Source organism: Emticicia sp. GW821-FHT11C11 (assembly GCF_058808615.1).
The window spans coordinates 455019-478180 of sequence record NZ_JBXARV010000001.1; the positions used below are offsets into that span (position 1 = coordinate 455019).

18 protein-coding genes are annotated in these 23162 nt (G+C 40.5%); 14 read left to right on the top strand and 4 right to left on the bottom strand.

Annotated elements, in window-relative coordinates; translation table 11 throughout:
* Nucleotides 1-40: 40 nt before the first annotated feature.
* Nucleotides 41-379, top strand: coding sequence for a phage holin family protein (locus AC1RRY_RS01835; RefSeq protein ID WP_492818558.1), 339 nt, complete (start codon nt 41-43; stop codon nt 377-379).
* 60 nt (nt 380-439) lie between these two features.
* On the opposite strand, the gene AC1RRY_RS01840 is transcribed toward AC1RRY_RS01835, so the two are convergent.
* Entirely contained in the window at nt 440-907 is a 468-nt protein-coding gene (locus AC1RRY_RS01840; RefSeq protein ID WP_492818556.1) for a redoxin domain-containing protein, read from the bottom strand.
* 413 nt (nt 908-1320) lie between these two features.
* Here AC1RRY_RS01840 and AC1RRY_RS01845 point away from each other — a divergent pair, with 413 nt between their 5' ends.
* From AC1RRY_RS01845 to AC1RRY_RS01865, 5 genes are all read left to right on the top strand, one after another.
* Nucleotides 1321-1770 (top strand): AraC family transcriptional regulator, encoded by a 450-nt coding sequence (locus AC1RRY_RS01845; protein WP_492818554.1) that lies wholly within the window; start codon nt 1321-1323, stop codon nt 1768-1770.
* Nucleotides 1771-1815: 45 nt separating this feature from the next.
* Nucleotides 1816-2223 carry a VOC family protein gene (locus AC1RRY_RS01850; RefSeq protein WP_492818552.1) on the top strand — a complete coding sequence of 136 codons (408 nt, stop codon included), beginning with the start codon at nt 1816-1818 and terminating at the stop codon, nt 2221-2223.
* A gap of 7 nt (nt 2224-2230) precedes the next feature.
* A complete protein-coding gene (locus tag AC1RRY_RS01855) occupies nt 2231-2623 on the top strand; it encodes a hypothetical protein (RefSeq protein ID WP_492818550.1) in 393 nt (130 codons plus the stop codon).
* Between the two features lie 76 nt (nt 2624-2699).
* Nucleotides 2700-4076, top strand: a complete 1377-nt coding sequence (locus tag AC1RRY_RS01860; RefSeq protein ID WP_492818548.1) for an L-serine ammonia-lyase — start codon at nt 2700-2702, stop codon at nt 4074-4076.
* A 126-nt stretch (nt 4077-4202) separates the two neighbouring features.
* Complete coding sequence (locus AC1RRY_RS01865; protein ID WP_492818546.1) at nt 4203-4832, top strand: 3-keto-disaccharide hydrolase; 630 nt, start codon at nt 4203-4205, stop codon at nt 4830-4832.
* 140 nt (nt 4833-4972) lie between these two features.
* On the opposite strand, the gene rbp is transcribed toward AC1RRY_RS01865, so the two are convergent.
* Nucleotides 4973-5299 (bottom strand): RNA-binding regulator, encoded by a 327-nt coding sequence (gene rbp / locus AC1RRY_RS01870; protein WP_492818544.1) that lies wholly within the window; start codon nt 5297-5299, stop codon nt 4973-4975.
* Nucleotides 5300-5538: 239 nt separating this feature from the next.
* On the bottom strand, nt 5539-7917 hold the full coding sequence (locus AC1RRY_RS01875; protein ID WP_492818542.1) for a RecQ family ATP-dependent DNA helicase: 2379 nt from the start codon (nt 7915-7917) through the stop codon (nt 5539-5541).
* Between the two features lie 442 nt (nt 7918-8359).
* Here AC1RRY_RS01875 and AC1RRY_RS01880 point away from each other — a divergent pair, with 442 nt between their 5' ends.
* The 5 genes from AC1RRY_RS01880 to AC1RRY_RS01900 all read left to right on the top strand — a co-directional run bounded on the left by AC1RRY_RS01880 (nt 8360) and on the right by AC1RRY_RS01900 (nt 16759).
* On the top strand, nt 8360-9385 hold the full coding sequence (locus AC1RRY_RS01880) for a KpsF/GutQ family sugar-phosphate isomerase (RefSeq protein WP_492818540.1): 1026 nt from the start codon (nt 8360-8362) through the stop codon (nt 9383-9385).
* Nucleotides 9386-9414: 29 nt separating this feature from the next.
* Nucleotides 9415-10509, top strand: a complete 1095-nt coding sequence (locus AC1RRY_RS01885; protein ID WP_492818538.1) for a M48 family metallopeptidase — start codon at nt 9415-9417, stop codon at nt 10507-10509.
* Nucleotides 10510-10888: 379 nt separating this feature from the next.
* Entirely contained in the window at nt 10889-12811 is a 1923-nt protein-coding gene (locus AC1RRY_RS01890; RefSeq protein WP_492818536.1) for a DUF1800 domain-containing protein, read from the top strand.
* Nucleotides 12812-12818: 7 nt separating this feature from the next.
* On the top strand, nt 12819-14333 hold the full coding sequence (locus AC1RRY_RS01895) for a DUF1501 domain-containing protein (protein WP_492818534.1): 1515 nt from the start codon (nt 12819-12821) through the stop codon (nt 14331-14333).
* A gap of 8 nt (nt 14334-14341) precedes the next feature.
* Nucleotides 14342-16759 carry a 3-coathanger stack domain-containing protein gene (locus AC1RRY_RS01900; RefSeq protein WP_492818532.1) on the top strand — a complete coding sequence of 806 codons (2418 nt, stop codon included), beginning with the start codon at nt 14342-14344 and terminating at the stop codon, nt 16757-16759.
* Between the two features lie 34 nt (nt 16760-16793).
* Here AC1RRY_RS01900 and AC1RRY_RS01905 read toward each other — a convergent pair whose 3' ends face one another.
* Nucleotides 16794-17501, bottom strand: coding sequence for a thioredoxin domain-containing protein (locus AC1RRY_RS01905; protein WP_492818530.1), 708 nt, complete (start codon nt 17499-17501; stop codon nt 16794-16796).
* Between the two features lie 233 nt (nt 17502-17734).
* Here AC1RRY_RS01905 and AC1RRY_RS01910 point away from each other — a divergent pair, with 233 nt between their 5' ends.
* The 3 genes from AC1RRY_RS01910 (at nt 17735) to AC1RRY_RS01920 (ending at nt 22998) form a co-directional block, all read left to right on the top strand.
* The gene (locus AC1RRY_RS01910) at nt 17735-20545 is read left to right on the top strand and encodes a TonB-dependent receptor (RefSeq protein ID WP_492818528.1); all 2811 of its coding nucleotides are present in this window, start codon (nt 17735-17737) and stop codon (nt 20543-20545) included.
* Nucleotides 20546-20612: 67 nt separating this feature from the next.
* Entirely contained in the window at nt 20613-22373 is a 1761-nt protein-coding gene (locus AC1RRY_RS01915) for a beta-helix domain-containing protein (protein WP_492818526.1), read from the top strand.
* Between the two features lie 76 nt (nt 22374-22449).
* The gene (locus tag AC1RRY_RS01920; RefSeq protein WP_492818524.1) at nt 22450-22998 is read left to right on the top strand and encodes a hypothetical protein; all 549 of its coding nucleotides are present in this window, start codon (nt 22450-22452) and stop codon (nt 22996-22998) included.
* Nucleotides 22999-23162: the final 164 nt, after the last annotated feature.

The following is a 23162-nucleotide window of genomic DNA, read 5'->3' on the forward strand; positions in this document are numbered from 1 at the left end:
ATAAAAACCTAGCTCCTTTGGGGAAGGAGGACTTTTTGCTATGCTTAACTACATTATTCGTTTAATATGCTGTGGAGCCGCAGTATATTACATGCCTGCTATTCTGAGCAAAATTTACGTTGAGGATTTCACTACAGCAATAATAGTGGCTTTTGTGATGAGTATTCTCAATACCTTTGTAAAACCAATTCTTCAGATTCTTTCTTTGCCTATTACCATTCTTACACTCGGTATTTTTTATCTGGTTGTTAATGTATTTGTGGTATATATCTGTGCTTCGCTTGTTTCAGGTTTCAGAGTAGATGGTTTCTTGCAACCGCTTATTTTCGGTTTTATTCTTTCAATTGTTAATAGTATTGTAGGAGGCTTTCAGGATTGATAAAAAATCAGCCCTCTTTGGCAAACACCAAAGAGGGCTGATTCAATATTTGTAGTCAGATTACAGACTCTCTACCGTATTTTTAATAGCTGTAAAATCAGGCACATCGCTGGCTTTTTCTAATACTTCAGCATAACGAATAACACCGTCTTTATCTACTACAAAGGCCGAGCGTTTAGCTACACCACGCATGCCAAATGCGAAGGTATCATAATAGGCATCAAACGCCTGCGACACTTCTTTATTAAAATCAGACAAAAGCGGGAAAGGTAGTTTCTGCTCTTCTTTAAACTTTCCTAAAGTAAAAATTGAGTCTACCGAAATAGCCAGTACATCAGTATTTAATCTCGAATAAGTGGCTATGTCGTCTCTCATCTGGCAAAGCTCGGCAGTACAAACACTTGTAAACGCCATTGGGAAGAACAGTATAACAACGTTTTTGCCACGATAATCAGCAAGGCTTACTTCCTGTTTGTCGCTGCTATATAATTTAAAATCCGGGGCTTGGTCTCCTGTGTTTAAAGACATAATAAATAATGTTTAAATAAGTATTAATTTCAGAACAGATAACGCATTGAAAGAGTTTGCTTCTTTATTGGCTACAGAAGTTCAAATTTATAATCTTTCTTTTGTAGAATCTTAATTAATTTGTCTGGTTGTTTATAAATTTTTTCTTTCGGTTAAGTATATACCCAAATGAAATACTACGTCCGGATTTAATCTGTTTATCAAGGTTTCCGGAAAATCACCGAATAGGTATAGTTTGATGAGAGCACTTGCCGAGTGAAAATGAATGCAGCCGATCAGAGCTTTGGCAAATTTAATCTCTTGTATGGAATAGGATTTGTTGAAAAATTGTACTTTGCGCAAATAAGCAGATAGCTATTTTTTGTGTAAAGATGTATTCAGAAAGCCAAACACTAAAAATAAATAAGTAACACATGCAGGTACCATACCCAAAAGTATACCTTTACCGCAGAATAGTACAGGCCAAACTATTTATTGACAGATGCTATCAGGATAGTATTGATTTAAATGCTATTGCAGATGAAGCGTTCTTCTCGAAATTCCATTTCATCAGATTGTTTAAAAATACTTACGGCAAAACGCCTCATCAATACCTTACCAGCGTAAGAATCGAAAACGCAAAATTATTACTAAAAACACCTGTGTCAATTGCCGAAGCTTGTAATGAGGTAGGATTCGAAAGTATAAGTTCTTTTACCGGTTTATTTAAAAAATATGTAGGCAAAACACCTTCAGTGTATCAGCAGGAACAATTACAACGACAGGCTGAAATACTGACAAAACCGCTTAGGTATATACCAGGCTGTTTTGCTGAGGCAAGAGGCTGGAAACAAAAAAGCAATTTTGAAGAAGTAACTCCCTGAAATATTACTGAGGTTTGTGCCAGTATTCATTTAAATTAAACGACAATGATATCTAGAATTTCTCATGTAAGTATTTATGTTCTTGATCAGAACAGCGCTTATGATTTCTACGTAAACAAATTGGGTTTTCAGGTAGCAACTGATGCCCCAATGGGACCGGGGATGAGGTGGCTCACAGTAACACCTCCCGAACAGCCTGATGTAGAGATTACCCTGATGTCGATTACTCCCGGAATGATGTTTGATGAGGAATCGGCCGAACAAATGCGTAACCTCGTAAAGAAAGGTACTTTTGGTTTTGCGGTGTTTCAATGTAACGATATTTATGCTACCTATGAAGAGCTGAAAGCAAAAGGGGTAGAGTTTACTAAAACGCCTACTGAGGAATTTTACGGTATAGAGGCCTTATTTAAAGATGATTCCGGTAATTGGTTCAGTCTCGGACAGAAATAATAATAACATGGACGCAAACGCTATTTTTAAAAAACTGAGATTAAATGCGCAAGGGACTTTACTGATAGTAAACGCCCCCGAAGAATACCTGATAATATTGGAGGGTCTTTCGTTCGACACCCGACCGGAAGCAGATAAAAAGTATGATTTTGTACAGGTTTTTTCTACCAAACAGGCTGAATTGGAGGAGCTTTGTACTTCGGTAAAAGATGCCGGTAAGTACGATTGCCTGTTCTGGGCTTGTTACCCTAAAGGAACAGGAAAGATAAAAAGTGACATTAAGAGAGAAACAGTCTGGACAGCTCTGGAGTTAGCCGGAGTGCAGGCGGTTACACAAATAGCTATTGATGAGACCTGGAGTGCCTTGCGTGGCCGGCCATCTGAAATGGTGGGTAAGTAAGCGAGATTGCTGAAAGTTTGGTGTTTTGTCTGAAATGGTATTAATTCGTGACAGAATTTACTTCATCTTCAAAGACATGCTAAAAGAGGCAATTACGACTTCTATATTCGACTTATTTAAAATTGGCCCGGGACCATCGAGTTCGCACACAATCGGGCCAATGAAAGCAGCTTATGACTTTCTTCAGCGAACATTGGCTTTGCCTGACTCATTGTTATCAAGAGAACTTCAGATTAAAATTCATTTGTATGGTTCGTTGAGTGCTACCGGTAAAGGCCATGGAACCGACCGGGCAGTAATTGCCGGTTTGTTAGGTTGGTTGCCTGATACCTGTGAGCCTACCGCCTTTACGGCTCTTCTGAAAAACCCGGACGATTTTTATACCATTAATATTAATGGAAGACCAGTTATACTTACTGCTAAAAGCGTAATTTTTCAGAAAGGGCGTTATGATTCACCGCATCCGAATACACTGGTTTTTCAGTTGCTGCATGATGGAGGAGTATTACTGGAAGAAGAGTATTACTCTGTCGGTGGGGGATTCATTCAAAGGAAAGGAGAAAATCTGCAGGCTTCTTCTGATAAGACACCCGCGTTCCCGTTTTCAAGCATGAAAGAACTGAAAGAGCATCTGGCAAAAGACAATCTTTCTCTTACAGACTTAATGATAGCCAATGAGATGGCTCTGACGGGGGTATCGCGCAAGGAGATATATCAGAAAATTGATAATATTCTGGAAACCATGCATAAAGCTGTAAAAAGAGGCTTACGGCACAAAGGGCTTTTGCCCGGGAGCATCAAGCTCAGACGGAAAGCCCCTGTGTTATACGAACAGGCCAAAAGCCATGCTTCAGCAACCGATAGTTTCATGGTTTTTCTGAATGCCTATTGTATGGCTGCATCAGAAGAAAATGCAGCCGGAAATATAGTAGTTACGGCACCGACCTCCGGGGCTTCGGGGGTAATCCCTGGTATTACGTATTTGTTAAGGCACCATTATCATTATGACAAACAGAAATTGCGCGAAGGAATGCTTGCCGCTGCGGCCGTAGGCTTTCTGATAAAGCACAATGCCAGTATATCAGGTGCAGAAATGGGTTGTATGGGTGAAATAGGCTCTGCCTCTGCTATGGCTGCTGCTATGTTGGCCTATTGCGCAGGCCGCACTGTTGAAACAGTTGAAGCGGCAGCAGAAATAGCCATTGAACACCACTTAGGTATGACCTGCGACCCGATTGGTGGATACGTACAGATACCTTGTATAGAACGCAATGCTATGGGGGCTATCAAGGCATATAATGCCTATCTGCTGGCATCGTCAGGTAATACCGGATATCAGAAGATATCGCTCGACAGTGTCATAAAAGTGATGCGGGCAACAGGAAAAGATATGTCAAAAAAATACAAGGAGACCTCGCAGGCGGGGTTGGCGCTTAGTGCAACCGAGTGCTAGTACCACATGACAGGAATTTGTGTATACTCTCCGGATTGTGAATTGAAATTAATTCGTAAATTGTTGAGTATATTTAACCAAACAACATTTCGGTGTTGTATACCTTTAATGATAATCAGATAAACTATGAAAAGATTTTTTTATTTAGCATTTGCCATGCTTATGCTTACCAATGCGGGCTTTGCTCAGAAAGCGAAAAAAGGATGGTATTCTCTCTTCGACGGCAAGTCGTTTAATGGCTGGAAAGTAGGAGATAACGCAAGTACTTTCAGCATTGAAAACGGTACTATTGCGGTCAACGGGCCGGTGGCGCATTTATTTTATGTAGGCTCTGTTAATAACCATGATTTCAAGAACTTTGAGTTTAAGACTCAGGTAATGACCACTCCGGGCTCAAATTCAGGTATTTATTTTCATACGCAGTACCAGCAGGGTAGCTGGCCCGACAAAGGCTATGAGGTACAGGTAAACAACTCTCATACCGATTGGCGCCGCACCGGAAGTTTATATGGGATTCAGGATGTAAAAGATACCTTGGTAAAGGATAATGTATGGTATACCGAGCATATCATTGTAAAAGATAAACACGTTACCATTAAAATAAATGATAAAACAGTAGTAGAATATGATGAACCTGCTGATTTACCCAAAGGAAGAGAAGGAAGGAGAATCAGCAGTGGCACTTTTGCCCTTCAGGGTCATGACCCCAAAAGCAAGGTGTATTTTAAAGACATAATGGTTAAGCCTCTGCCATAACAGTATAAAAACTGAAAGCCTCTTAGCACAAGTTAAGAGGCTTTTTATTATAGTGTACCGATTTATGTGGGTATAAAAAATCAGGCACACCATTAAATGGAGGCTGATCTTTATAATATCAGATACTTAATTCAAGAATATTAGTAGCGACGACCACCACCGCCACCGCGGTTATAGTCACCACCGCCACGGTTGAAACCACCGCCGCCGCCGCTTGGTCTTTCTCTTCTTTCTTCAGCTTGATTTACAACGGCTGTACGGCCGCCAATGTCAGAACCGTTCAATTGGCTGATAGCCTTTAGAGCAGCTGCATCGTCTGGCATTTCTACAAACGCAAAACCTTTACTTCTTCCGGTTGCTTTGTCAATAATGATTTTTACTGAGCTAACTTCACCATACTCTTCAAAATATTGCTTTAATTCACTTTCTTCGATTCTAAAAGGAAGACTTCCAACAAAAATGTTCATGATAACTAGATGATTTTGATTGATAAATTTTTATAAATTATATGTATTTTTTGAAAAAATCGACTGGTTTTGGCATGATATAAAAATCTATCGGATTAAAATATCAGTATCATTTACTCTTTAATATTACTAAAATAAAAAAGTGTGAAGCACGTTGTTGTCCCTTTCACACTTTTCATGATTTTGTTGTATTATGGTTAACAATGGCTACGTCTTTTTCTCGCACCAAATATAAAGAATTAATTTGCCATTTCCGACAAGAATTTAATCCTCATTAATCTTAATTCTTCTTCGGTAATGTCATCACCTTCAAAAGTCTTGAGTGCAGCGCGTATATTATCGGTTTCTGCGGCCATAAAATACTCGTAAATTTCGTCCTGATGTTCATCATCAATTACCTGATTAATGTAATAATCAAGGTTTAAACGAGTACCTGAGTAGCAAATGTGCTCAATCTCTTCTATCAGCTCAGCCATTGTGAGATCTTTCGACTCTGCAATTTCATCCAGATCAATCTTGCGGTCAATTTGCTGAATGATATAAATCTTGATTTTAGATTTATTAATTGCTGATTTTACGACCAGGTCCTGAGTGGTTTCTATTTCATTATCTTCAACGTATTTCGAAATCAATTCCAGGAATGGCTTACCGAATTTCTGTACTTTACCCAGACCAACGCCGTTAATCTGAGCCAGATCCTGAGCGACAGTAGGATAAGTAGTAGCCATTTCTTCCAAAGACGGATCCTGAAAGACTACGTACGGAGGTACATTTTTTTCTTTCGCTATTTTTTTACGTAAGGCCTTCAGCAACTCGAATAGGGCTGAGTCGAATGCACCACCACCACCTGCAGGGCCACCATTCATTGGTACATCGTCGTCATCGCTGCTTTCGGTGTTTTCATAGTTATGGTCTTCTGCAATCGTAATGGGATACGAATCAAGAATAAAGTTTTTACCTTTTTCAGATAACTTTACTACACCATAGGCATTTTCTATATCTTTTTCAAGATAGCCTAATACCATCATCTGGCGTAGAATAGAAACCCAGTAGTCGTTCGGAGTTTTTTTATTATCAGATTTCTTCGCAGATTTTTCAGCTTTTTTGGGTGAATGTGAAGGACTCTTGGTAACAACAGGTGTATCTTCATCTTCTTCCAGTTCCTCATCGTTGGCTGATTCCAATTCTTCTTCTTCATCCTCTTCATCATCATCGTCTTCAGCATCAACAAACATGTTTTTACCCTTGCCGTATACTTCGAGTTTATCGTGTTCGTAACTGCGTATATAGGCATTGGCGGTGTTGGCTGTCAGTACATCGGCAATGTGTTGAGTATCAAATCGTTCACCTATTTGTTGTATAGCCTTTAAAGCCAATACGGCCTCATCTTCTATTTTAAACCTTTTGGTTGGTTTCAGACAGTTATCGCAAAAGCCGCAGTCTTTTTCGCTATACTCACCAAAATAACTTAGTAATTGGCGCCTGCGACAGATACCGAGATTAGAATAAGCCACCATTTCCATCAACAGAGCTTTGGCGTTGTCTCTTTCGGTAACAGTCTTGTCTTTGTTGAATTTTTCCAGTTTCAGAATATCATCAAAGCTGTAGAACATCAGACAGTTTCCTTCCAGTCCGTCACGACCAGCCCTACCGGTTTCCTGATAATAGCCTTCTAACGATTTAGGTGCATCATAGTGAATCACGAAGCGTACATCAGGCTTGTCGATACCCATGCCGAATGCTATGGTTGCTACAATTACATCGGCCTCTTCATTCAGAAACGCATCCTGGTTTCTCATCCGGGTATCAGAATCCAGACCTGCATGGTAATGCAGCGCCTTGACACCGTTTACACTCAAAAGATTGGCTATTTCTTCAACTTTTTTCCGGCTCAGGCAATAGACAATACCAGATTTACCTTTGTTATTTAAGATATAACGGATTAACTGCTTTTTAGAATCTATTTTCGGACGAATCTCGTAATACAGATTTTTACGGTTGAACGACGATTTAAAAATCATCGCTTCATCCATATTAAGATTCTTCTTTATATCCTGTTGTACTTTTGGTGTAGCAGTGGCCGTAAGAGCAATGATTGGCAAATCAGGGCTGATATCATCAATGATTCCTCTGATTCTACGGTACTCCGGACGGAAATCGTGCCCCCATTCTGAAATACAGTGGGCTTCATCAACGGCAACAAAAGAGAGCTTCGCTTTTTGTAAGAACGATAAATTATCTTCTTTGGTAAGTGACTCCGGAGCAATATAAAGTAACCGGCACTCTCCGCTCAATACATCATTTTTCACTTTGGTCATCTCAGCTTTGTTCAACGTAGAGTTCAAAAACTGAGCGTTGATGCCAAAAGCGGTCATCTGATCTACCTGATTTTTCATCAGGGCAATAAGTGGGGAAATAACAACAGCTGTGCCTTCAAGTACCATAGCAGGTAATTGATAACAAAGCGATTTTCCCGCACCCGTGGGCATAATAACAAAAGTATTCTTTCCTGCTACAATGTTATTAATAATAACTTCCTGTTCGCCACGAAAAGCATCAAAACCGAAAATTTCTTTGAGTTTTTCCTTTAATGATTGTTTAATTATTGATTCTACCATAAACGCAAAATTGCTGTACGGGAAATTTACAATGGTTTAAAATATAGGTCAGTATCTGAGCAATTTTATGTTGGGTGTTCTGATGAACCGGTCAACAGAAATGACTTAATTAATAGTGATTTGCCGTAGTAATATTTGCTGTAGTTTTAGACTATTTATGACCTGCAGAATAATCGTGTAAACAACAGCGGTATAATTCTTATGCTTACAAAACAGTTTATCTAAGGGTTGCATGCCTTAGCTATAGGTACTATATAAAGTTTGAATTAATCCAGAATAATTACTTTAGCCTTTGCTAAGATACTATTTTTTTGATTGAGTTTTACAAATTTTTGATACGGTTTTTTTTGCCGGATCCATTTAATGGTTAAAAATTGGTTTTGTTGTAATCAGATTCTTCGAATATAATTCGAATATAAATGGTTATTACACTATTCTTTTGATGCCAACCCAACAAGCATTAATTTTGCTGTTAAAATACCCCCTCAGAAAAGTGAAGACGAAGTTAGAAAAAAATTTACAAAGCGTTGCGAAAAAAGTTTTGCAACATGAAGCGGAAGCAATACTTTCTTTGAAAAGTTATATTAACGAACAATTCGAATTGTGCGTAGAGGCTATTTTGGCTTCTAAAGGCCGGCTTGTGGTGACCGGAATAGGAAAAAGTGCAATTATAGGTCAGAAAATTGTTGCTACAATGAACTCTACGGGTACACCTGCGCTCTTTATGCATGCTGCTGATGCCATACACGGTGATCTGGGCATGATACAAAAAGAAGATATGGTACTATGCATATCGAAAAGTGGTGATACCCCTGAAATAAAAGTACTGGTGCCATTGTTGAAAATGCACGGAAACCAGATGATAGCTCTGGTAAGCAATGAGAAAAGTTATCTGGCTACTCATGCCGACTATGTACTGAATGCCCATGTAGAGCGGGAGGCCTGCCCTTTAAATCTGGCGCCAACTACCTCAACCACTGCGGCTTTAGCATTAGGAGATGCCCTCGCCATCTGTTTATTGGAAATGCGGGGTTTTACGAGCAACGACTTTGCCAGGTATCATCCCGGAGGGAGTTTGGGCAAGAAAATGTATCTGAAAGTAAGAGATGTGTATCCGAATAATGCCGTGCCGACAGTAGGCCCGGATGCCGGGCTTCATGCCGTGATACTAGAAATGACTTCAAAATTGCTTGGTGCCACCGCCGTGACCACTGCCGACAATAAGCTTTTGGGAATTATTACTGATGGAGATTTACGTAGAATGCTAAATAAACAACAGGATTTTAATCAACTGAAAGCGAGTGATATCATGACGGTATCACCCAAAACTACATCTCCCGACGAATATGCGGTAAATGCGCTGGCATTGATGCAGGAGAAAAGTATTACTCAGTTGGTGGTGGTTGAGGACGACTTATTGCTAGGGTTTGTCCATTTGCACGATTTACTTAAAGAAGGGCTATTATAAATATGTATAACCAGGAATAGACGCAAGTAATGAATCAGGCACAACACACCGCTATATATTATAATGGACAGACCAGCGAACCTCATGAAGCGCAGATAGAAGTTTTCGGAAATTCGCTGCGAATTTTTTATAGCGATACCATAGTTATATGGGCCATTTCCGAAATTGAGTATAGCTCGTTTTCCGGCAGAGGTAAAACCATGTTGCAGTATGGTACTTTTCCGCATCAGTATCTGGAGTTTCAGGACGACTCAGCACTGGCACAAACTTTAAAAGGGTATCTGCCAGAGCGTGAAGGTAAGCTGGGGGTTACGACCAGTGCATACAGTGCTATTATAAAAGGCGCTTTGATTATACTGGCAATTGTTTCGTTTATTTTTGCAGTACTGTATTTTGCTTTGCTGCCGCTACTTGCTTCCTTTATTGCCGGTAAAGTACCGGTATCGACCGAAATAGCAATTGGTGATAAACTCTATCAGAACTTTATCAAGGGCACGAAGATTGATTTACCTGCAACGAAAATTCTCAACGAATTTGCCGGGAATATCAATTTTGAAACCAATTATCCCTTACAATTTACGGTGGTTGAAAACAAGGTAGTCAATGCATTTGCTTTGCCGGGCGGTCATGTAGTGGTTTTCAGTGAAATGCTGAAACGGATAAAATCATCGGAAGAACTGACAGCCTTGCTTGCCCACGAAGTAACGCATATAAAGGAAAGACATTCTTTAAAAGGATTAACGCGGAATCTCACCGGCTCTTTGCTTATTTCGTTGGTGTTTGGTGATTCAGGCACAGTGGGGAATCTACTAGTCAATCAGGCAGATGGCATCTACCAATTGGGGTTTTCAAGAAATATGGAAAAGGAAGCCGATCTGGAAGGCTTGCAAATCATGGCGCATAACGGTGTTAATACACAAGGGATGCTTCGCCTGATGCAACATTTGCAGGAAGAAGAGAAAAAACACAACGTGAGTAAAATAACATCCTATCTTAACTCTCATCCGCTGACATCCGAGCGGATTGCCTACATTCAGAAAAACAGTCGTAATAATAATGAATTGCCTGACAAGACTCTGGAAGAAATATGGAACCGGATGCAGACGGGCTCCTCACGACCTTAAATAGAAAGCCCTGATCAGCAAAGTACATAGATTATATTTAGAACAATTTCATATTACCTAAGTTTTAAAAAATTAATGATGGTGATTTGAAATTTTATTCTATTTTTGCTTAGAGACAAATTAATCATCACTTTAAACCCCTCTATTAGTATTCCGGAGCCGATTTGTAAATAAAGACAAATACAACCGGGCCAGTTAGAATCAGAGAAACAACAGAACTGCGTTTTGAAATCAATCGCAATTATAAAAAAACCCAAAAATTAGAAAATAAGTAATTATTGTATTTAGGCTTACTATGTATGGAAGTTTTTGGCTTTCGTATGTATTGAGTGAACGGTGCATCAAAAGATTTTTATTTATTAATATTTATTGGTTTGAAATGAGGGTTCTTTTGTTGCTATTTGAAGTGAAGATTAAAGCACATCTTAAAATAACCCTTCCGTTATTTGTTGTTTTTGCTTGGTTAAGCACGCACACCAGTGCCCAGGAAAAAATAATTTTTGGTAAGGGGAATATTAAAAATGTAACCGTTTCTTCTTCTTCTGAAGCCGGTAACCAAACAGGTATTACCACGCTATTGAGTTCGGGCTATTTGCCCAATAAAACCGCTGCAGCCAGGCTGCTTTCTCAGGCTACCTTAGGAGCCAACTACGAAGAAATTGAAAACGTAGTTGCTATGGGTGTGGAGCCATGGGTTAGCCGGCAATTAGATATGTCTAATTCGTTTAAAATTGAAGCATATCTACAGAATTTGCACCAGTCTATTGTTGATTCGATAAGACGAACCGACCCCTCAAAGAATTTATCTAATACCTCTTTATCTGACAAGCATTTTGATATCTCGTGGTTTCAGGGTTTTATGACTGCGCCTGATTTGCTGCGCTGGAGAATTTCCCTGGGTTTAAGCGAAGTATTCGTAACCTCAAGAGTTTCAGCTTTTGATAGCAATCCTTATGCATTGGCAAGTTATTATGACCTGCTGCTTGATAATGCCTTCTCCAATTACAGAACATTGATTGAAAAAATTACATTCCACCCGGCAATGGCAGTGTATCTGACCTACATGAACAATCATGCTACGGATGTCAACAAGGGTAAACAGATATATCCTGACGAGAATTATGCCAGAGAAATAATGCAATTATTTTCTATAGGGCTATTCCAGTTGAATCTTAACGGAACAGAAAAAAAAGACGAAAACGGGAGGTCGATTCCTACCTATGATAATAATGATATATCGAATCTGGCAAAAGTATTTACGGGATTATCGTGGGGCGACAGCCGCTATCTGGGTGAGAAAAGTAAAGACTACTGGAGCTATACCAAAAAGCTGAAGTTTTATGCTGTAGACTCAAGCGATGCTTATTTAAGAAGCTGGTCAACCACACCCAGAATTGTAAACGGCCATGAGGCCGGGCCTAAAACTTTTCTGGGACAAACCATACCGGCAAGGCCTGTTGAACAGGGTGAAGAAGACATAAAAGACGCACTGGATATTATATTCAATCATCCTAATGTCGGCCCTTTTGTTTCAAGACGTCTGATCCAGCGCCTGGTTACATCTAACCCTACTCCCGGATACATTGAAAGAGTAGCCCGGGTGTTTAATGATAATGGAAGTGGTATAAGAGGAGATTTGAAGGCAGTAATCAAAGCGATATTACTTGATAACGAAGCACGGGATTGCTGCAACAACGGGAATACCGAATTTGCCGGAATGCTGAAAGAGCCTTTTATCAGATATACTAATTTAATAAAAGGGCTGAATCTGAAAAGTCCGGGGGGTACCTATAGAAATACCATGCGCAGAGCCTATGACAAGATGGGGCAGCTGCCACTTTTTTCACCAAGCATATTTAATTTTTTTGCACCTGACTACATGCCCGACGGTGCGCTGAAAGGTACTGAAAAATACGGGCCGGAGTTTCAGACACTCAATGCGCAAAGCCTGACAGGCTATCTGAATGCCCTCAACAGCTGGGTAATTACCGACGAGCCTGTTGAATACATGACCTATTTTTCCGGAGAAACCAATAAGCCAGAACAAAAACCAAAATTTGATTTAACAGCCGACTACCCTTTAACCAAAGACGACCGGCTTACTCAATTGCTTGATAAGTACAACCTTGTTCTGGCACATGGAAGATTGTCAGAAAGGAGTCTGAATATTATAAAAAAAGCTGTAATGGGTATGCCGCTCAGACTTGCCAATGGTGTACCTAATACTGACGATGCCTTTAAAAGAGTAAGAATTGCTATATATTTAATTATGGCTTCCCCCGAGTATATTATAAACAACTAATGAAAAGATGAATAGACGCGATTTCATAAAGCAGTCGGGTTGTGCGGCTATGGGGGCAACCACATTATTAAGTACACTCACGAGCCTTGGTTCTGTAAACGGAGCTATAGGGCATAAAAAATTTGTGCAAAAAGAAAACGCTGAAGACTACAAGGCACTGGTTTGTGTATTATTGGCAGGAGGGCTTGATTCTTATAATCTGTTGGTTCCTCGCGGCAATAGCGGAGGAGACACCGGCTATAATGAGTATGCGGCAACCCGGTCAGATCTGTCTATACCTTATTCATCACTTCTGGGCTTAAATAACCCGCAATGCACCGGATTTAGAGATTTTGCATGTGGCTATGATTCTTTTGGCCTGCACCCTTCCATGACTGGCGTGAGAGATTTGTTCAATAGTGGCAAACTGGCGTTCATGTCTAACATTGGTACTTTGGTGCAACCGGTTAGAAACGCGGCAGAATTTCAAAGCGGACAGAAAAAACTTCCGGACGGGATATATTCACATTCTGACCAGATTATGCAATGGCAGACATCCGTACCCCAAAGCAGAAAGGCTCTTGGAGTAGGTGGCAGAATAGCCGACCTGCTGAACAGCGGGAACAGCAATAGCCAGATCTCGATGAATATTTCTTTAAGTGGTAAAAATATTTTTCAGACAGGCGAAAGCCTTGCAGAGTATTCTATCAGCAACAATGTTAATCCTAATACCGTAGGGCTTGACATGGTGCCGTCGTCGTGGTGGAATAACACAGGCATCATTAATGACTTGAGAAACGCTGCCATTGACAGTATGGTAGGCCAGACATACGCGAATCTCCTGCAGCAAAGCTATGGTAATTCGGCTAAGAGTACAGTTGCTTCTTTTGAGGTTTTCAGAAATGCATTGAAAAAAATTCCTGCAATGGCTACCCAGTTTCCGAACTCATCCTTAGGAAATGACCTGGCGGCCATAGCCAAGGTAATGAGTGTAAGGAGCAGCCTTGGCGCCAAAAGACAGATATTTTTTGTGAACCTTGGCGGATGGGATATGCACGATAGCCTGATTACAGGGCTCAATCAAAAATTACCCATAGTAAATAATGCATTGAAAGCCTTTTATGATGCTACGGTTGAATTGGGTATTGCCGAAAATGTAACCACATTTACGATTTCTGACTTTGCGCGCACAGTTACCTCAAATGGTCTGGGATCTGACCACGCCTGGGGAGGTAATTCAATTGTAATGGGCGGAAGCGTGAATGGAGGTAAAATATATGGGGCGTATCCGAGCATGAATCTGGCAAGTAATACGCAGAATGTTTCATTCAGAGGAAATTTCATACCGGCGGTTTCGACCGATGAATTGTATGCAGAAATGGCGCTCTGGTATGGTGTAAGCCCGGCCGATTTATGTTATGTTTTACCAAATCTCGGCAATTTCTATAGCTACGCCTCAGGCAATTATCCTATTGGCTTCATGAATATGAATGGTACGGCCATTTCAACAGATGATAAGCCGCAAACGTGTTTAACTTATTGAGTGAATAAATGAAAATACTGCTGAAAATATTATTTTTTGGTTTGCTCAGCTCGGCTGTTCCTGTCTATGCACAAAACTGTATAGGCCCGGCAGGACAAGTAAGGTGGTCGTACTGGACAAATTTTGCGATACAGGGCGTTAGTGATTTAACCGATTTATCGGCACTTGAGAGTTTTCCTGACAAACCGGATGGTTCGCAGATATTGTTTTCGACACGAGCGCCGATAAACTATACCGAGTATTATGCAGGTATGATCCGCGGATTCATTAAAGTGCCTCAAACAGATACCTATCTGTTTAATATTACCAGCGACGATAAAGGAGTTTTCTTTCTGAGTACCGATCAATCTCCGGCAAATAAAATAAAAAGGGCAGAAGTAACCACTTTTTCAGGCCTGGATGAACGGGAGAAAGAGGCCGGGCAGACTTCCGTGCCTATTCAATTGACTGGTGGGCAGTATTATTATTTTGAAGCCTACAATTTTGAAACAACCAGTGCAGATCACCTGACTATATCATGGAAAAAAGCTTCAAATTCTGGCAGCACCTGGAGTATCATAGATTTTAATTCAATTTATGAATACACTTGCGGACAGGTTTGCCCTGAACGCGGAACTCCGTGCAACGATGGAAATGCGCTTACAATTAACGACCAGCAGGACGGTTTTTGTAATTGTGTGGGAGTTGCTCCCACGGCCAATCCGTGCGTGGGTGAAAGAGGCGTTGTTGAAGCCTATTATTATGACAATGTAAAGGGCAGCTACGTAGAAAACGACCTGATAAATTCGCCGAAATTCCCGCTGGCACCTGATAGGAAAGAAAGACTGAAAGGAGCATACGGCCCATTACCTACCACGCCCATTTATGCAGGTGATAACTACGGAACCCTTGTGCAGGGTTTTTTGACAGTGCCGGTATCGGGCACTTATGAGTTTAATATTACCGGCGATAATCAGACCATTTTTTATCTCAGTAAGAATGACTCTGTGGAAGACAAACTGACTAATAAGGCATCTGTGGCGCAGGGAGTTGACGAAACAGATCATAATAATGCAGCTTCGCAAACAATCGGACCTTTGCTTTTGGAAAAGGGCAAGTATTATTATTATGAAATCAGGCATAAAGAAAATAACAGCCGTGACCATTTTAATTTGTACTGGAAAACCCCTTTTCACAAGGAGAAAGTATGGAAACGGATACCCGCTTTTTATTTGTTTGATTACAAGTGTGAACTGGCCTGTATACCTCAGGGTACTCCCTGCGACGATGGTAACCCGTTTACAAACGACGATAAAATTAATGGTAACTGTGAATGCGTAGGCACGCCATGTACTGGCCCTGATTGTAAGGACGAGTCGGCCAGATACAAAGTATATGATGCTTGCGAGCCGACCGACAATCTCACTACCCTGGCAGAATCGTCGTGGTTGTCTTGTGGCCCGCTGAAATCCAACCCAAACCCTGCAAGAACCAGCAACAGATACTGGATAATGTATGATTTTACTGATAATTATTTATTTCAGGATTCGCGGGTATGGAACTATAACGTAATAGGTGAGACCGCCAAGGGCTTTAAAACGGTAAACGTAGATTACTCATTAGATGGTACTAACTGGCAACCATTAGGCGAACTTTATAACTGGCCGCAGGCACCCGGCAGTGCAGATTATGCCGGGTTTGCGGGCCCGAACTTCAATGATGTAAAGGCTCGTTTCATTCTCATTTCGGCAAAAGACAACTGGGGCGATGCCAGCTGCTCAGGTTTTAGTAAGATAACCTTTAATGCGTCATTATGCGCACCTGAAGGCACTGCCTGCGATGATGGAGATCCGCTAACAGAAAACGATAAATTTGATAATAATTGTAATTGCAAGGGGGTAAGCATCAATTGTGCTACCGATTCACTGGCACTACAAAAGAACTCAATTGTCGCGGGTGACTACAAGGCGGCCAGAACTATTACGGCACAGAACACGGTATCTGCCACTACTAAAGATATCTCTTTTACAGCGGGCAACAGTATAGTATTACTGCCGGGCTTTGAAGTAGACAAGAATTCGGTATTCAAGGCTGATATAGCAGGTTGTGTACAACAGGCCTTTGTAAACAATCAAAAAGCAAGAACGGCAATTGATGATAAATCGGTGTCAGACTTTAAGACAGATACCACAGAGATAGACAAACAAAGGAAAATCGTTTTTAGAATTAACCGACCCGGTAAGGTAAAATTGACACTGAAGGATAAGAACGAAAAACCAATAACGACTCTGATTGATGGTTATTTCGAGAATCTCGGCACACAAACCAAGTTGCTGCCTATAAACAAACTTCCGAAAGGAGAATATTGGATTGAACTGGTGGTTTCCGGCAAAGTATTAAGAGAAAAACTGGATTTAACCCAGGAGCCATCAAACGCTAAAAAATAAGACTTTTAAAGCGAGGTTCAGGCCTCGCTTTAAATCATTTCAACTGCTTTATTACTTCCGGTTTACCGATAAACCCTTCGTTGGCCCACTGCAATTTCCCGTTTTTGTAAACTTGTAAAACAGGCAGCGCCTCAATTTTCAGCTCTTTGCATAAATTGGTGTTATTGTCGGCATTGATACGTACTACCAGAACTCTGTCTTTCATTTCTGAGGCAATTTCGCTCAGGTATGGCTCCATTCTTTTGCAGGGTTCGCACCAGTCGGCATAGAAATCGACCAGCACCAGCTTGTCAGAAGTAAGCAACTGATTAAATTGCTGTCTGCTCATTCCTGCAGAGTTATTACCGGCATCAGTTGATTCAGGTAAATTTGCTGCTCTCCATTTAATGATTCCTCCTTCAAGTTCGTAAACCTCTTTAAAGCCCATTTCTCTCATTTTTGAGGCTGCCGAAGCACTACGGCCACCTACAAGGCAGTATACAAAAACAGGTTTTGACTTATTTATCTGTGCTACCTGATCCGCAAAATTATTGTCTCGCCAGTTAACATTCCGGGCATCTTTTAAATGCCCTTTTGAAAATTCCTCCGGAGTTCTCACGTCAAGCACTAAAGCGCCGGGCGTTTGTTTTATTTTGTCAGAAAACCTTTCAGCCGGTAAGTTATTAGATTGGCTCAGGCTTTCAGAACAGACAAGACCTGTTATCATCAGGGCAGCAAGACAGGTATAAAAAAATCTTTTCATAGGGTTAATCTATTGTATGCAGCAAATATAAACCATTCAATTGGTTTATACGCGCGGCATCAGTTACAATACCTGTAAAATTGAATGATTTTAATCCTGGTTCTTATTGAAAAAAAATGTTGGAAGATTTGTTTTACGGAAACCCAAACATAATTAAGACATAATATTGACTTAACATTTGCTTAATATTGGCAGAGTAGTTTTGCACCGTGAAAATAAGACACGAAACCAATATGAACAAGAGAAAAATTTCTACTACTCTATTTTTGTTATTTGCTACTGTTATAACCTTTGCCCAGACGGGTACTATTCGCGGAACAATCAAAGATGCCAAAACCAATGAAGATTTAATTGGTGCTACTATTAAAGTCGAAGGTACTACCCTTGGGACTGTTACAGATATCAACGGTTTCTTTTCGATAGCCAAAGTTCCGGCAGGAAAAGTTAAAGTGGTTATCACGTATGTCTCTTATCAGGACAAAGCTATTACTGATGTTTCAGTGGTAGATGGTAGCGTAACCGAGATTAATACGAGTCTGGAAGAAGAAAAGACTATTCTACAGGAAGTAAAAGTTACTGCGAGCCGATTGACCAACACTGAAGTATCGGTGATTTCAGAAATAAAAGCAGCACAAATGGTTGTGAACGGGATCTCCGCACAACAAATTGCCAAGACCCTTGACCGCGACGCAGCACAGGTGATAAAGCGTGTACCGGGTATTACAATTGTAGGCGACAGATTTATCAATATCAGAGGTCTGAACCAACGTTACAATAACGTAATGCTCCATAATGCATTTACACCAAGTATGGAAACGGACGTAAAATCGTTTTCATTTGATATTATCCCAAGCTCACAAATCGACAGAATGTTGATTTTCAAAAGCCCTTCAGCAGAATTACCCGGTGAATTTGCAGGCGGTCTTGTGAAAATCTTCACTAAGAATATTCCAGACAGAAACTCACTGGTAATTGACTACAGTACTTCTTACCGCAGCAATACAACTTTTGATGATTTCTATCAGCCTAATCAAGGGAAAAACTACTGGACAGGCTTTAACAATGGTTATTATGACCTGCCTAAGTATTTCCCGGCTAATATCAGTCAGATTTCAAACAATCCTGCTTTGTTAGAAACAGCGGGTAGATCTTTGAAAAACGAATGGATTGCCAATAATTCAACAGCTACTCCAGACCAAAGAATAGGTATTACAGGAAACTACAGATTCTCAATCGGTAATGTAAAAGCAGGTAATGTAACAGCAGTAAACTACTCAGATGCACGTACCAATTTTGTAATTGATCGTAACGATTTCAACGCGAATATCAATAATACGCAGTCGCCGATTTATAATTTCAATGATCAGCAATACAGCCGTAATATCCGTGTGGGTATCATGCACAACTGGGCTTTCCGTTTGAACGATAATCACTCTATTGAATTCAAGAACCTTTTCAATCAGTTAAGCAATTCAAATTATACACGCCGTACAGGACGTGCCATAGAGGCCAACTATAATCCAGACAACCACTCATTCAATCAGGTATATCGTGGTATCTACACCGGCCAATTGACCGGAAAGCATACACTTGCCAAAGGCAAAACTACTATTGATTGGGTAATTGGTTACAATAACTCTTATCGTGACCAACCGGATTATCGCAGATACCGCTCTGATGTGGATGCTGTAAGTGGTGTTAAGTCGGTGTATATTCCGGTCGGTACTGCACAGGCATTCTTCCTGGGTAGATGGTATTCTAAAATGATTGAAAACGGATATACAGGTGCATTGAATATCAGCCAGAAGATAACGCTTTCGAAAGAGAAGGATACCGAAATGGAATTGAAAGCGGGAGTATTCTATGAGAAAAAAGACCGTAGTTTCAATGGTAGAAACCTTGGTTATGTACGTGGCTCGAATTTCAACGGTGAGCTGTTCACAGCGCCGATTGATGTCATCTTCAATAATATTAACAATACCAACGGTATCAGAATTGACGAGCAGACTAACCCGAATGACTCATACACGGCCGGTAACAAATTATTAGCTTACTATGCCAATGCGAACATACCACTTACTAAAAAATTGAATATTATTGGTGGGGTAAGAGCAGAAGACAATACACAGAATCTGGAAAGTGCTTTTATAGGTGGAGCTAAAGTAGCAGTGAAAAACCCGGTGTTAAGTATTCTTCCATCAGCCAATCTTTCTTACAACTTCTCTGAAAAAATGCTGGTAAGAGCAGCTTACGGACAAACAGTTAACCGTCCGGAGTTCAGAGAGTTAGCGCCGTTTTCATTCTATGACTTCGACTTCAACGTTGTTTATGAAGGGTACACCGGTCTGAAAATATCTACAGTTAACAATTTCGATGCCCGTTGGGAGTTTTATCCGACTCCGGCAGAGGTGGTAAGTTTCGCCGTTTTCCACAAAGATTTCAAAAATCCGATTGAGATTGAAGTAGAGCCGGGCAGTGGTTCTTTGGGTGCTAAAACATTCATTTACAAAAATGCTCAGAGTGCCAGAAGCACAGGTATTGAGATAGAGGTTAAAAAAGGTCTGGCGAGCATTGCCTCTTCAAAATTCCTTGATAGAGTAAGTGTGTTGTTCAACGCAACCATATTGGTAAGTAAAGTGAAATTAAGAGAAGGTTCGGTAGGTCAGTCAGATAACCGTCCGTTGCAAGGCCAATCTCCATATATTGTTAACACGGGTATTAACTACAACGACCAGGACAGAGACTTCCAGGTAAATGTGCTCTACAACGTAATTGGCAAAAGAATATTCGCCGTAGGCTTCCAGGGGTATCCTGACCTTTACGAAATGCCGAGAAATGTGCTTGACCTTACTTTCTCGAAAGGCATAGGCAGCAGATTTGTAATTAAAGGCGGTGTAAACGACATCTTCAATCAGGCAGCTTTAATTCTTCAGGATGGTAATCAGGACGGTAAGTTTGATCGTAAAAACGATGAAATCGTACAGCAGTACAAGCCGGGTAGATTATTCTCACTTGGTGTGAGCTACACCATAAGTGGTAAATAAACAGCAAATCGAATACAAATTATATTAAGTAAACATTTTAGGATTTAAATTTAAAACCCCAAAAATTATGCAATTTTCTAAATTATCTCGATTGTTTGCAGCAAGTGCAATGGCAGTTTCGGCTGTATTTGTACTTAATGCATGTAAAGAAGATGGAGAGGTTTTCCCGGCGCCAACTGCATCGGCAGGTGCTGAGGCATCAGGTGTACCAGGTGCTAAGGTAAACGTTACAGCGTCTATCAGCGCACCTGCTGGTTTGAAAACGCTTACTGTTTTGAAAAACGGAGCAGCATTTGATACAAAAACGTATACTGACGGTGCAACGTCAGATAATTATTCAAAAGAATATACTATCGATAATCTGGCTTCTGGCACTACTGTAAACTTTACTGTGATTGCTACAGATACTAAAAATCAGGCTTCGGCCCCTGTTACTTTCACTGTAAAAGTTACGGCTGTTCCTCCAAAAGAAGTGGTAATTGTTAAAGGCTTGTTGACGGGTAATATTACTTGGACAAAAAGCAAAATCTATAAAATATCTGGTTTTGTTCGCGTAGGTGGTGATACTACTGAAACCGCTGGTGCTGGTGTAGCAACTGGTACTTTAACTATCGAACCAGGTACGGTTATTATCGGTGAGCGTTCAACTAAAGGTACTTTGATTATCCAACGCGGTAGCAAAATCATCGCTAACGGTACTGCTTCTGAGCCTATCGTGTTCACTTCTGAGCGTGGTGTAGGTGAGCGTGAAGCGGGTGACTGGGGTGGTTTGGTAATTTGCGGTAAAGCGAAAAACAACCTACCTGGCGGTTCTGCTCAATTGGAAGGTAGCTATAAAGGCTGGCATGGTGGAAGCGATGACGCTGATAACTCTGGTAGCTTGAAATATGTACGCGTTGAATACGCCGGTGTACCTATCAACCCTAACCAGGAGATCAACTCATTCACTTTTGGTTCAGTAGGTAGTGGTACTACTCTTGAGTACTTGCAGGCATCTTTTGGTGGTGATGATGCTTACGAATGGTTTGGTGGTACAGTAAACGCTAAATATTTGGTGTCGTACAGAACGCTTGATGATGATTTCGATATGGATAATGGTTACAGAGGATTAATTCAGTTCGCTGTAGGTCTTCGTGGTGCAACCAATGCTGACCAATCGGGTTCGAATGGTTTCGAGGTTGACAACGACGGACAAGGAACAGCTTCTGAGCCTTTCACTTCGCCAACTTTGGTTAACGTTTCATTGATAGGTGCAAAACAAAGCCAGGAGACATTCATCAGTACTTTGTTCCAAAATGGTATGCACTTACGTCGTAACAACAAAATCAAAGTATACAATACATTTGTAACTGGTTTCCCTAATGGTATTTTTGTTGACGGTTCTACTACAGCTGCTAACGCAAACGCCGGTTCATTGGTATTGAACAACGTGGTATTGGCCGGTGTAACAGGTTGGGGAACTAACGGTTACGGACAAGGTGCCGCTACACAACCACAAGGGTTTGCGGTGCGTGATATCAACACTGCAACTCCTGCAGCTGATTTGATAATTGGTACAGTAAAGCCATCAGCATGGTTTGCAAGCTTGCCTGGTAACAAAACTGTTACTGCATGGTCAACTACAGGTATCAGCAACACAGTGTTTGGTACAGGTCGTCCTACCTTTACTATCACAACTACTGCAGCAGATGCTTTAACTAAAGGTACTACAGCTAATACATTACCTGCATTCTTTACTGCAACTGATTACGTAGGTGCATTTAAAGATACAGACTGGACAGCTACGTGGGCTGAATTTAACCCGAGCTCGATAGTATATATTAAGTAATGGTTCTCTGAAAGAACAAGGGGTAAGGAATACCTTCTCCTTGTTCTTTTCATTTTTATCTCAACACCAATATAATATGAAAAGGAGTTTTTTGATAGTTGTTTGTCTGACTGTCATATCATGCCAACCAGACAAATACAACGTGAATACCTATTTTGATAAAGCACAACAAGATACTTTACTGACAAATATCATAACTTATATTTATAGTAAGGCCCCTCAATCAAGCAATCAAACAAGATTCCAGCCACGATTCAGGAATTTCTATGTTGCTGTTCTACCAAAATTCAGTATTGAAAATTATTACATAAGTCAGGATAGCACTCATTATTTTTTTGTGATACGCCCCGCAGGAAATTTGCCTTACAAACGTGGCGTGATTGGCCGTTACAAGTTGAATAAAAACCTGATGCCGACCGATTTCGAAGAGGTGGTAAACACGCCCCATTTAGATGAAAAGCTGGTAAAAGAGCGCGGAAAGTTTTTGTTTAAGGAGCTTGTGAAAAACGGGAATCTGGATAAATATCTACCTATGAAACATTATGTAGAATGGCCTGATGCCACTCTGGTTTACGATAAAAAGCAAAACGAATGGGTTGCTCCCACTTCTAAATCTATACAATAAAAAGACATTAGTTTAACAACTAAAAGACTATCAGCCTTTGGTTGAGAATTGAATCAGCAGATTCATATTGGTGTTAAATCAGAAAAGTCAGAGGCGTTGCTTCTGACTTTTTCTTTTGTATAAGTAATAGATTTGTTATTAGAATATTAATGAAGTTAACGGAA

Coding starts and splice junctions, on each gene's coding strand:
- rbp (WP_492818544.1), bottom strand. CDS start 5,299: ATGAACATTTTTGTTGGAAGTCTTCCTTTTAGAATCGAAGAAAGTGAA.
- AC1RRY_RS01835 (WP_492818558.1), top strand. CDS start 41: ATGCTTAACTACATTATTCGTTTAATATGCTGTGGAGCCGCAGTATAT.
- AC1RRY_RS01865 (WP_492818546.1), top strand. CDS start 4,203: ATGAAAAGATTTTTTTATTTAGCATTTGCCATGCTTATGCTTACCAAT.
- AC1RRY_RS01920 (WP_492818524.1), top strand. CDS start 22,450: ATGAAAAGGAGTTTTTTGATAGTTGTTTGTCTGACTGTCATATCATGC.
- AC1RRY_RS01910 (WP_492818528.1), top strand. CDS start 17,735: ATGAACAAGAGAAAAATTTCTACTACTCTATTTTTGTTATTTGCTACT.
- AC1RRY_RS01840 (WP_492818556.1), bottom strand. CDS start 907: ATGTCTTTAAACACAGGAGACCAAGCCCCGGATTTTAAATTATATAGC.
- AC1RRY_RS01895 (WP_492818534.1), top strand. CDS start 12,819: ATGAATAGACGCGATTTCATAAAGCAGTCGGGTTGTGCGGCTATGGGG.
- AC1RRY_RS01915 (WP_492818526.1), top strand. CDS start 20,613: ATGCAATTTTCTAAATTATCTCGATTGTTTGCAGCAAGTGCAATGGCA.
- AC1RRY_RS01890 (WP_492818536.1), top strand. CDS start 10,889: ATGAGGGTTCTTTTGTTGCTATTTGAAGTGAAGATTAAAGCACATCTT.
- AC1RRY_RS01880 (WP_492818540.1), top strand. CDS start 8,360: ATGCCAACCCAACAAGCATTAATTTTGCTGTTAAAATACCCCCTCAGA.
- AC1RRY_RS01850 (WP_492818552.1), top strand. CDS start 1,816: ATGATATCTAGAATTTCTCATGTAAGTATTTATGTTCTTGATCAGAAC.
- AC1RRY_RS01905 (WP_492818530.1), bottom strand. CDS start 17,501: ATGAAAAGATTTTTTTATACCTGTCTTGCTGCCCTGATGATAACAGGT.
- AC1RRY_RS01875 (WP_492818542.1), bottom strand. CDS start 7,917: ATGGTAGAATCAATAATTAAACAATCATTAAAGGAAAAACTCAAAGAA.
- AC1RRY_RS01845 (WP_492818554.1), top strand. CDS start 1,321: ATGCAGGTACCATACCCAAAAGTATACCTTTACCGCAGAATAGTACAG.
- AC1RRY_RS01885 (WP_492818538.1), top strand. CDS start 9,415: ATGAATCAGGCACAACACACCGCTATATATTATAATGGACAGACCAGC.
- AC1RRY_RS01900 (WP_492818532.1), top strand. CDS start 14,342: ATGAAAATACTGCTGAAAATATTATTTTTTGGTTTGCTCAGCTCGGCT.
- AC1RRY_RS01860 (WP_492818548.1), top strand. CDS start 2,700: ATGCTAAAAGAGGCAATTACGACTTCTATATTCGACTTATTTAAAATT.
- AC1RRY_RS01855 (WP_492818550.1), top strand. CDS start 2,231: ATGGACGCAAACGCTATTTTTAAAAAACTGAGATTAAATGCGCAAGGG.